At 69.1% G+C, this 9,556-nt stretch carries 8 protein-coding genes, 1 tRNA gene and 2 pseudogenes; 7 read left to right on the forward strand and 4 right to left on the reverse strand.

Going from position 1 to position 9,556, the window contains the following annotated elements; genetic code table 11:
* The first annotated feature begins 294 nt into the window (after positions 1 to 294).
* Both A6302_RS07520 and A6302_RS22040 read left to right on the forward strand, forming a co-directional pair.
* Positions 295 to 1,173 (forward strand): alpha/beta fold hydrolase, encoded by an 879-nt coding sequence (locus tag A6302_RS07520; protein ID WP_069306524.1) that lies wholly within the window; start codon positions 295 to 297, stop codon positions 1,171 to 1,173.
* The gene (locus tag A6302_RS22040) at positions 1,170 to 1,349 is read left to right on the forward strand and encodes a hypothetical protein (RefSeq protein WP_141703486.1); all 180 of its coding nucleotides are present in this window, start codon (positions 1,170 to 1,172) and stop codon (positions 1,347 to 1,349) included. Before A6302_RS07520 ends, A6302_RS22040 begins: the two co-directional genes overlap by 4 nt.
* A 9-nt stretch (positions 1,350 to 1,358) precedes the next feature.
* Here A6302_RS22040 and hisN read toward each other — a convergent pair whose 3' ends face one another.
* Together hisN and A6302_RS07530 are read right to left on the reverse strand one after the other, a co-directional pair.
* A complete protein-coding gene (hisN, locus tag A6302_RS07525) occupies positions 1,359 to 2,150 on the reverse strand; it encodes a histidinol-phosphatase (protein WP_069306525.1) in 792 nt (263 codons plus the stop codon).
* A 411-nt stretch (positions 2,151 to 2,561) separates the two neighbouring features.
* Positions 2,562 to 3,455 (reverse strand): N-formylglutamate amidohydrolase, encoded by an 894-nt coding sequence (locus tag A6302_RS07530; RefSeq protein ID WP_069306526.1) that lies wholly within the window; start codon positions 3,453 to 3,455, stop codon positions 2,562 to 2,564.
* A 272-nt stretch (positions 3,456 to 3,727) separates the two neighbouring features.
* Between A6302_RS07530 and cpdR the strand changes: the two genes are divergently transcribed.
* The 3 genes and pseudogenes from cpdR to A6302_RS07545 all read left to right on the forward strand — a co-directional run bounded on the left by cpdR (position 3,728) and on the right by A6302_RS07545 (position 5,574).
* Complete coding sequence (cpdR, locus tag A6302_RS07535; protein ID WP_069306527.1) at positions 3,728 to 4,090, forward strand: cell cycle two-component system response regulator CpdR; 363 nt, start codon at positions 3,728 to 3,730, stop codon at positions 4,088 to 4,090.
* A 166-nt stretch (positions 4,091 to 4,256) separates the two neighbouring features.
* Positions 4,257 to 4,331 (forward strand) — tRNA-Val (locus tag A6302_RS07540).
* Between the two features lie 230 nt (positions 4,332 to 4,561).
* Positions 4,562 to 5,574 (forward strand): annotated as a pseudogene (locus tag A6302_RS07545) (NAD-dependent epimerase).
* A 7-nt stretch (positions 5,575 to 5,581) separates the two neighbouring features.
* Here A6302_RS07545 and A6302_RS07550 read toward each other — a convergent pair.
* Positions 5,582 to 6,979: a mannose-1-phosphate guanylyltransferase/mannose-6-phosphate isomerase gene (locus tag A6302_RS07550; RefSeq protein WP_069306528.1), complete on the reverse strand. Its 1,398-nt coding sequence runs from the start codon at positions 6,977 to 6,979 to the stop codon at positions 5,582 to 5,584.
* 67 nt (positions 6,980 to 7,046) lie between these two features.
* A complete protein-coding gene (locus A6302_RS07555) occupies positions 7,047 to 8,570 on the reverse strand; it encodes a phosphomannomutase/phosphoglucomutase (protein ID WP_069306529.1) in 1,524 nt (507 codons plus the stop codon).
* A 238-nt stretch (positions 8,571 to 8,808) separates the two neighbouring features.
* On the opposite strand from A6302_RS07555, the gene A6302_RS07560 reads away from it, so the two are divergent.
* Both A6302_RS07560 and A6302_RS07565 read left to right on the forward strand, forming a co-directional pair.
* A complete protein-coding gene (locus A6302_RS07560; protein ID WP_069306530.1) occupies positions 8,809 to 9,357 on the forward strand; it encodes a sigma-70 family RNA polymerase sigma factor in 549 nt (182 codons plus the stop codon).
* Positions 9,354 to 9,556 (forward strand): annotated as a pseudogene (locus tag A6302_RS07565) (anti-sigma factor); the annotation flags it as partial. The gene A6302_RS07560 and the pseudogene A6302_RS07565, both read left to right, overlap by 4 nt.

Below are 9,556 nucleotides of genomic sequence, written 5' to 3' on the forward strand. Positions count from 1 at the left end.
TGCATCCCCTGCCGCCGCCGTCTTGGCCGGCGGACCGGATGCTGCGGACCCGTGTGGCATCCGCTTCGATCATCTGGGGGGACGATCCGTGCCGTTCAAGAGGCATGGCAACGCTTGTCCTTGCGATTTTGCCGGCATCTGATAGGTGCCGTTCGGTCCCCGTGTGCGGGCGAGACCGGAACACTGTCCGTCGTTGTCCCAAGGGCCATATCAATCCTGGCCGGCATGTTGAGGCAGGCCGGAACAGACCGCCCCCCGCCGCGTTCCGGCGGACCAGCTTGCAACGGATACGTGATGGATCTCCTCGACCTGCCCTACAACCCGATGCCGGCCGGCGGCCGGGTCATCGCGCTCCAGGCGGAGGATGGCGTGCGCCTGCGCGCGGCCTTCTGGCCGGCAACGGTGCCCGAGCCGCGCGGCACCATCGCGATCTTCGAGGGCCGCGCCGAGCAGATCGAGAAATACTACGAGACGGTCGGCGACCTGCGCGCCCGCGGCTTTGCCGTCGCGGCCCTCGACTGGCGCGGGCAGGGCGGGTCGGACCGGCTCCTGTCCGCACCGCGCCGGGGCCACATCGGCCGCTTCGCCGATTTCCAGAAGGACATCCGGGTCTTTCGTGACGAGGTGGTGCTGCGCCATGGCCCGGGGCCGGTCTACGTGCTCGCCCATTCGATGGGTGGCAACGTGATCCTGACCCACGCCGCTTCCGGCGAGGCCGGCTGGATCGAGCGGATGGTGCTGACTGCGCCGTTCCTGGATTTCGGGCGAATCCCGATGTCGCGCGGCATGGTCACCTGGCTTGCGGCGACGCTGGTGGGCCTCGGCTGCGGGCGCTCTCCGATCCCGCCGGTCGGGCGCGGCATCGCGGTGGTCAAGACCTTCGACGACAATCCGCTGACCCATGATCCGATGCGGTTCAGCCGCAGCGCACAGCTTCTGGCCGACCACCCGCATCTGGCCATCGACGCGCCGACGGTCGGATGGATCCATGCCGCCGTGCGCTCGATGCGCCTGTTTGCCGATCCGCGCCTGCCCGAACGGCTGCGCACGCCGATGCTGATGATCGGCAGTGGCGCCGACCGCGTCGTCTCCACGGCGGCGATCGAGGCCATGGCCGCACGGCTGAAGACCGCCGGCTACGTCCACGTGCCCGCGCCCGCCACGAGATCATGATGGAGGCCGATCCCTGGCGCGAGCAGTTCCTCGCCGCCTTCGACGCCTTCATCCCGGGCGAGCGCGTCGCGGGCAAGCCGGCTGTGACCCGGCCCGAGACGGCCGGCAGGGACGCGGCCGCCGGAGACGACGCGCCGGCAGGCCACGCGGACGCGCTGCTGCCGGGCCGTGGCTGACGGAGATCCTCAGCTGTTGGCGAGCATCTTCAGCGCGGCCTCGTGAACCCGCGGGTCGCCCGAGGCGACCACCTTGCCGCCTTCGACGGCGCTGCCGCCGGTCCAGCTCGTCACCGCCCCGCCGGCGCCCTCGATCACGGGGATCAGCGGCATGATGTCGAAGATCTTGAGCTGGTCCTCGATGACGAGGTCGACCTGGCCGGCGGCGACCATGCAGTAGGCGTAGCAGTCGACCCCGTAGCGCGACAGGCGGACGGCGCGCTCCACCCGGTCGAAGGCCGCGCGGTCATCGGCCGCGAACAGGGCGGGCGTGGTGCAGAACAGCGTGGCCTGATCGAGCGCGCCGCAGGCGCGGGTCTTCAGTGCGCGCGGGCCGCCGGGACCGGCGTAGAAGGCGCTCTGCCCGTCGCCGACGAAGCGCTCGCCGGTGAACGGCTGGGCCATCATGCCGATGGCCGGCCGCCCGCCGCGCATCAGGCCGATCAGCGTGCCCCACACCGGCAGGCCGGAGATGAAGGCACGGGTGCCGTCGATGGGATCGATCACCCACACGCTGTCGGCGCCGTCCGAGGTGTCGCCGTATTCCTCGCCCAGAATGCCGTGCTCCGGATAGGCCTCGCCGATCAGGGTGCGGATCGCCTCCTCGGCGGCGCGGTCGGCGACGGTGACCGGATCGAAGGCGGCGGCCTCCTTGTTCTCGACGGTCATCGCCGAGCGGAAATGCGGAAGGATCACCTCGCCCGCGGCATCGGCGAGCCGGTCGAGGAAGGGCAGCCAGCTCGTGATGCTGTCGGTCGTCATGATCGTATGTTTCTCCGGTCAGGTTATCTCGAAGGATTCCAGAATATTGAAATAACGATTTAATACCCTGATATATATGAGATATGACGGTGCGCCAAAATGTCCCGCGCATGGCAGGGATTACAAAAGCGAATGCCTCGGCATTTAATTCGACTCCTGATCCTTGACTTTCGGCGGGGCATCTCACACATTTGTACGCGCAGCATGCTTGTGCTGCATGCCCTCCTTGGGCGTTTCCTCCCTAGACTTTCAGACCGCTGCTCGCAGCGGTCTTTTTTTTTGCCGCGCGGCATTGTCGCCGTGCGGGCAGACAGGGGGGGAGCGACAAGCGGCCCCGCGACGGCCCGGTCGCCGCGCGCGCGGCAATGCCTGGCAGCGCGCCTTGCGAAGGAGCGGGCCGCGCGGGCCGGTCTATTCGGCGGCGAGCGGCTTGGGGAAGGGCTCCGGCAGGCCCAGCGGCTGGCGCAGCAGGCGGCCGACGAAGGCGGAGAAGACCGCGCGCACGTCGTCGAAGCCGGGCAGGGGCTCGAAGGTCTTCTCGTTCATGTAGAGCCCGCGGTTCACCTCGATCTGGAGGGCGTGGAAATTGCGCGCCGGCCGACCGTAATGCTCGGTGATGAAGCCGCCGGCATAGGGCTTGTTGACCGCGACGGAAAAGCCGAGGTCCTCGAGGATCGCGTGGGCGGCTTCGACCACGATCCGCGAGCAGCTGGTGCCGTAGCGGTCGCCGAGCACGATGTCGGTCCGGCCGCGCAACTCGCCGCGCGCCGCCGACGGCATCGAATGGCAGTCGACCAGCACGGTGCAGCCGAATCGCTGGTGGGTGTGGGCGAGCAGCCGGCGCAGCGCCGCGTGATAGGGCTTGTAGTAGGTGTCGATCCGCCGCATCGCCTCTTCCACCGGAATCGGTCCGGCATAGATCTCGTCGGCCTCGGAGACGACGCGGGCGATGGTGCCGAGCCCGCCGGCCACCCGCAGCGAGCGGACGTTGGCGTAGGAGGGCAGACGCCCGGAGAACATCTTGGGGTCGAGTTCGTAGGGCTCGCGGTTCACGTCGAGGAAGGCGCGGGGAAAATGCGCCTTCAGCAGCGGCGATCCGTGCAGGACCGCGGTCGCGAAGATCTCGTCGACGAAGGAATCCTCGGACAGACGGATCCGCGAGCTGTCGAGCCGCGACGAGGCCAGGAAGTCGCGCGGATAGCGCGCCCCGGAGTGCGGCGAATCGAAGACGAAGGCGGAGGTCTGCTCGAGCGGCCGGACGATCTCGAAGGCATCTTCCGGCTTCAGCTGCTCGACGACGTCCATTGAGTGGGGGTGCTCCCGCCATGTTCTTGGTATCAGGACAGGATGCCAAGAGTTGCGGGCGATGTCCATCGGAACCGGGACGGGCCGCGCGGCATCGCCGCGCACATCCGAGCGGGCGAGGCGATTCGGTGGATGCGCGCGGTGCCGCGAGCGACTAGGATGGCCGGCGGGCTTTCACCCGATATTTACCACGGCAGGGCTCTATGGGGTGACGTGCCAACAGGCCGGGGCGGGCAGTGCGCGCCGGCCGAACGCGAGATCCGGAACACGACATGAATCGCATATTGCTCGCCGAAGACGACAACGACATGCGCAGGTTCCTCGCCCGCGCCCTTCAGAATGCGGGTTACGACGTCGTGTCCTTCGACAACGGCCGCAGCGCCTACGACCGTCTGCGCGAGGAGCCGTTCACCCTGCTCCTCACCGACATCGTGATGCCGGAGATGGACGGAATCGAACTGGCCCGGCGGGCGAGCGAACTCGATCCCGACCTCAAGATCATGTTCATCACCGGCTTTGCCGCGGTGGCGCTCAACCCGGACAGCCAGGCTCCCAAGGATGCGAAGGTGCTCTCCAAGCCCTTCCACCTGAAGGATCTCGTCCGCGAGGTCGAGCGGATGCTGGCGGCCGCCTGAGCATGAAATCGCGGGGTTTTGCCGGCGCTTGGCGGATTTCCGCCGCCGGCGGGAACTTGCCGCGGGCGATCGCAAAAATCCCGCCCCGCGGGCTTGCACGCCCGCCCAAACCCCGCTATATCGCAGCCCACGCCGGCACCCCGCCGTGTCGGCGAGAGAATGGTGTGGGCGATTAGCTCAGCGGGAGAGCACTTCGTTGACATCGAAGGGGTCACAGGTTCAATCCCTGTATCGCCCACCATTCCTCTCCCTCCGGGCTGCGTTGGGCAGTCGGTCCTCCACGAACCCGACATCCTTTGCTGACATCAGATAATTCGGGCGCGTGCATCAAGCCGTCACCGATCTTTGTTCATGGTCGCCGTTGACAATGACGGTCCGGACCGGTGATTTCGCCGGCGGGGCGCCTGTGCGGACGCGGTCCCTCCCGGCAAGGCGGCCGGATGGTCGTCGGGACGTTGGATGATGGGACGGATGCGCTATCTGGTTACCGGCACCGCCGGCTTCATCGGCTTCCATCTTGCCACCCGTCTGCTCGACGAGGGCCACCTCGTGCTGGGCTTCGACGGCATGACGCCCTATTACGACGTGCGGCTGAAGCAGGCGCGGCACGCGCTGCTGGAGCGGTCCGACTCCTTCCGGCCGGTGATCGGCATGCTGGAGGATCCCGGCGCGCTGCAGCGGGCCGCCGATCTCGCCGAGCCGGACGTGATCATCCACCTCGCCGCCCAGGCGGGGGTTCGCTACAGCCTCGAGAATCCCAAGGCCTATGTCGATTCCAATCTCGTGGGCACGTGGAACGTGCTGGAGATGGCCCGCCGCGCCGGGGTGCGCCACCTGCTGATCGCCTCGACCAGTTCGGTCTACGGCGCCAACGACAAGGTGCCCTTCCAGGAGACCGACCCCACCGATGAGCCGCTGACCCTTTACGCCGCCAGCAAGAAGGCGAGCGAGGTGATGGCCCATGCCTATGCGCACCTGTGGAAGATCCCGACCACGACCTTCCGCTTCTTCACCGTCTACGGGCCGTGGGGCCGGCCCGACATGGCGCTGTTCCGCTTCGTCGCGGCAATCCTCGACGGCGAGCCGATCGACGTCTACGGCGAGGGGCGGATGCGGCGCGACTTCACCTATGTCGACGATCTGGTCGAGGCGGTGCTGCGGCTGGTGCCGATCGCGCCGGGGGAGGCCAACCGCGTGCCGGACGGCGGGGTGCGGGACACGCTGTCGCGGCAGGCGCGTTCCGGATCGTCAATATCGGCGGGGGCACGCCGGTCGGGCTGCTCGACTTCATCGACACGGTGGAACTGGCGCTCGGCCGCCCGGCCGTCCGCAACATGCTGCCGATGCAGATGGGCGACGTGCCGCAGACCTTCGCCGCGCCCGAACTGCTGAAGGCGCTGACCGGCTACGTGCCGGAAACGCCGCTGGAGGAGGGGGTGAAGCGCTTCGTCGCCTGGTACCGCTCCTGGCAGCGCCGGGTCTGAGGGACATTCACTTGCGGCTGTAGACGTCCTCGATGCGGACGATGTCGTCCTCGCCGAAGTAGGAGCCGGTCTGGACCTCGATCACCTCCAGCGGGATCCTGCCCGGATTGGCGAGGCGGTGGACGACGCCGAGCGGCAGGTAGACCGATTCGTTCTCGTTGAGGATCCGGGTGTCGTCGCCGATCGTCACCTCGGCGGTGCCCTGCACCACGACCCAGTGCTCGGCGCGGTGGAAATGCTTCTGCAGCGACAGGATCCCGCCGGGGTTCACCACGATCTTCTTGACGTGGTAGCGCTCGCCGCCGGCCAGCGTGCGGAAGGCGCCCCAGGGGCGGTGCTCGCCGGGGTGCCGGCTGGCCTCGCTGCGGCCGGCCGCCTTCAGGTCCTCCACCAGCCGCTTGACCTGCTGCGCCGCCGACTTCGGCGCCACCATCACCGCGTCCTCGGTCGCCACCACCAGCGTGTCCGCCATGCCGATCACGGTCGCAAGCCGCCCGCGCGATTCGACGAGGCAGCCGGAACAGTCGAGGAGATGCACCTCGCCGGACACGGCGTTGCCGGCGGCGTCCTTGTCGCTCACCTCCCAGATCGCGTCCCACGAGCCGATGTCCGACCAGCGGAAGCGGCCGGCGACGACCGCGATCCGCGCCGCCTTCTCGATCACGGCATAGTCGATCGAGGCGGCGGGCGCGGCGGCAAAGCTCGGGGCATGCAGCCGCAGGAAGCCGAGGTCCTCCTCGCCGCCGTCGATCGCCGCGGTGACGGCGGCAAGAATCTCGGGGGCGAAGCGCTCGAATTCGGCGATCATGACGTCGGAGCGGAACAGGAAGTTGCCCGAGTTCCAGAGATAGCCGTCGCGCACATAGGTCATCGCGGTGGCACGGTCAGGCTTCTCGACGAAGGCCCGCACCTCGAACACGTCGCCGGTCGCCCCCAGCGCCGCGCCGGGGTCGATGTAGCCGAAGCTGGTGCGCGGCTCGGTCGGCTGCAGGCCGAAGACGACGATCCGGCCATCGCGGGCCGCGTCGGCACCATGATCCACGGCCGCGACGAACAGGTCGTCGTCGAGCACCACATGGTCGGCGGCGAGCGCCAGCACGAGGCCGCCGGGGGTCTGCCGCTCCGCCAGCACCGCGGCGGTGGCCACCGCCGCCGCGCTGTCGCGCCGCGCCGGCTCCAGCACCACCTTCGGCCGGGCGCCGACCGCCTCGGCCTGGCGGCGGGCAAAGAAGCGGAAGGTCTCGTTGGTCACCACCACCGGCTCGGAAAAGCGGGTCCGGTCGCCCACGCGCCGGCAGGTCTCCTGATAGGACGACAGTGGCCCCGTCAGCGGCTGGAACTGCTTGGGCATGTCGTCGCGCGAGACGGGCCAGAGCCGCGAGCCGGACCCGCCGGCCAGAAGCACGGGAAGGATGCGGGCGCGGTGGTCATGGGGCGGTCCTTCCGGCTGGGCAACGCACGGGCATGCCTGTTCAGATCGTCTGGTTGTAGGCGCCGACCTCGGGGTTCTCCCGAAGCACCGCGTCGAGGGCGCGAAACATGGCGTGGAGGCGCTCGCTGGAAACCGGGCTTTCGGCGACGACCACCAGCTCCGGCTTGTTCGACGAGGCGCGCACGAGGCCCCAGGTGCCGTCGTCGGCGGTGACGCGCACGCCGTTGACCGTGACGAGGCTGTCGATCGGCCGGCCGGCGAGGAGGGCGCCGTCCGCCTTCATCGCACTGAGCCGGGCGGTGACCTTCTCCACCACATCGTATTTCACCTCGTCGGCGCAGTGCGGCGACATGGTCGGGGTGCCGAAGGTCAGCGGCAGGGCGTCGTAGAGGTCGGCGATCGACGCCTCCGGCGCGCGGTCCAGCATGCGCAGGATGGCGATGGCGGTGACGAGGCCGTCGTCATAACCGCGACCGACCGGCGCGTTGAAGAAGAAATGCCCGGACTTCTCGAAGCCGGCGAGGGCGCCAAGGTCGCGCACCCGGCGCTTGATGTAGGAATGGCCGGTCTTGAAATAGTCGGTGGTGACGCCGCGCGCCGCCAGCACCGGGTCGGTGAGATAGAGCCCGGTCGACTTCACGTCGACGACGAAGCTGGCGCCGGGATGCAGCGCGGAGAGATCGCGCGCCAGCATCACGCCGATCTTGTCGGCGAAGATCTCGCGGCCCGCCGCGTCGACGACGCCGCAGCGGTCGCCGTCGCCGTCGAAGCCGAGGCCGAGGTCGGCGCCGGTCTCGCGCACCTTCGCGGCCATGGCATGGAGCATCTCCATGTCTTCCGGGTTCGGATTGTAGTTGGGAAAACTGTGATCGAGGCCGCAATCGAACGGGATCACCTCGGCGCCGATCGCCTCCAGCACGGCGGGCGCAAAGGCTCCGGCCGTGCCGTTGCCGCAGGCGCAGACCACCTTCAGCCGCCGCGTCAGCGGCCCGGCGGACACGAGGTCGGCAAGATAGGCGGGAAAGAGGTCGTCGACGAAACGGTAGCCGCCGCCGGGCGCCATGCGGAAGTCGCCCGACAGAACGATGTCGCGCAGGCGCGCCATCTCCTCGGGGCCGAAGGTCACGGGCCGGTCGCAGCCCATCTTCACGCCGGTCCAGCCGTTGTCGTTGTGGCTGGCGGTGACCATGGCAACGGCCGGCACATCGAGCGCGAACTGGGCGAAATAGGCCATCGGCGACAGGGCAAGGCCGATGTCGTGCACGGTCACGCCGGCCGCCATCAGCCCCTGGGTCAGCGCCAGCTTGATCGCGGAGGAATAGCTGCGGAAATCATGGCCGGTGACGATCTGCGGCGCGACGCCGCGCTCGTGCAGCAGCGTGCCGAGCCCGAGCCCGAGGGCCTGCACGCCCATGAGATTGAGCTCCGGCGGCACGGCCGATGCCGGATGGCCGAACCACCAGCGCGCGTCGTATTCGCGAAAGCCGGTGGGGCGGACCAGCGGCAGGGTCTCGAAGGCGGCGGTGTTGGGCAGAAGGTCGGCACGGGGACGGGGAAACGGCATCGGACCTCTGGCGGACATCGAAACTGGACCGCCTGTCCATAGCGCGAAACGTCCGGCGCTGTCTGCCACCTGCTGCATGGCGCGCTCTCGCCGCGAGGGCCGTTACACGCCGCATTGACAGATTTCCCGCGGACCGGTCTTCTGGTCAAGGCGGTGCCGACCCGGGTCTCGCCGTCCTGCGCCTCCCCCGCGCGATGCCCGCCGTCGTTCCGGCCGCTTTGGAAGGCACCGTCCCGCCGTGAAGCTCGACACTCCGGAAGCCGCCGACCTTCTCGACCGGATCGCCGCCGGCGACCGCGCCGCCTTCGGCGCGCTCTATGATCTCGCCGCTCCGAAACTTTACGGCATCATCCTGCGTATCGTTCGGGACAGGGCCCGCGCCGAGGAGATCCTGCAGGAGACCCTGCTGAAGATCTGGCGCAGCGCGGCGTCCTTCGACCGGGCGAGCGGCTCGGCCTCCGGCTGGATGGCGACGATCGCCCGAAACGGCGCGATCGACGCCGTGCGCCGGGGACCGGCGCGGATCGCCGCCGACGACGGCGACGCGTTGCTGGCACAGATCTCCGACGGCAGCTTCGAGCGGCTCGATCCGGCCGACCGGGCGGCGCTGGCCGACTGTCTCGGCCAGCTTGCCGAACTGCCGCGCCGGCTGGTGCTCCTGGCCTACTGCCTCGGCTATTCGCGCGAGGAACTGGCGGCGGCGACGGGCCGTCCGGTGGGAACGATCAAGACCTGGCTGCACCGCTCGCTGCAGTCGCTGAAGACCTGTCTGGACGGCGAACGATGACCGAGGAAGAGCGCACCCAGCTCGCCGGCGAATACGTGCTCGGCACCCTGCCGCCCGACGTGCGCGAGGCGGTGACGCGGGCGCGCGCCGGCGATCCGGCGCTGGCTGCCGCCCTCGACGACTGGGAGCGCCGGCTGGCGCCGCTGGCGATGCTGGCGCCGGCGGTGGCGCCGCCGGCCTGGCTGCGCGCCCATGTGGA

It is taken from the genome of Methylobrevis pamukkalensis, assembly GCF_001720135.1.
GTDB lineage: Bacteria > Pseudomonadota > Alphaproteobacteria > Rhizobiales > Pleomorphomonadaceae > Methylobrevis > Methylobrevis pamukkalensis.

Bases quoted from the DNA above. Each gene is read 5' to 3' on its own strand.
- A6302_RS07520 (WP_069306524.1), top strand. From the start codon at position 295: ATGGATCTCCTCGACCTGCCCTACAACCCGATGCCGGCCGGCGGCCGG.
- A6302_RS22040 (WP_141703486.1), top strand. From the start codon at position 1,170: ATGATGGAGGCCGATCCCTGGCGCGAGCAGTTCCTCGCCGCCTTCGAC.
- hisN (WP_069306525.1), bottom strand. From the start codon at position 2,150: ATGACGACCGACAGCATCACGAGCTGGCTGCCCTTCCTCGACCGGCTC.
- A6302_RS07530 (WP_069306526.1), bottom strand. From the start codon at position 3,455: ATGGACGTCGTCGAGCAGCTGAAGCCGGAAGATGCCTTCGAGATCGTC.
- cpdR (WP_069306527.1), top strand. From the start codon at position 3,728: ATGAATCGCATATTGCTCGCCGAAGACGACAACGACATGCGCAGGTTC.
- A6302_RS07555 (WP_069306529.1), bottom strand. From the start codon at position 8,570: ATGCCGTTTCCCCGTCCCCGTGCCGACCTTCTGCCCAACACCGCCGCC.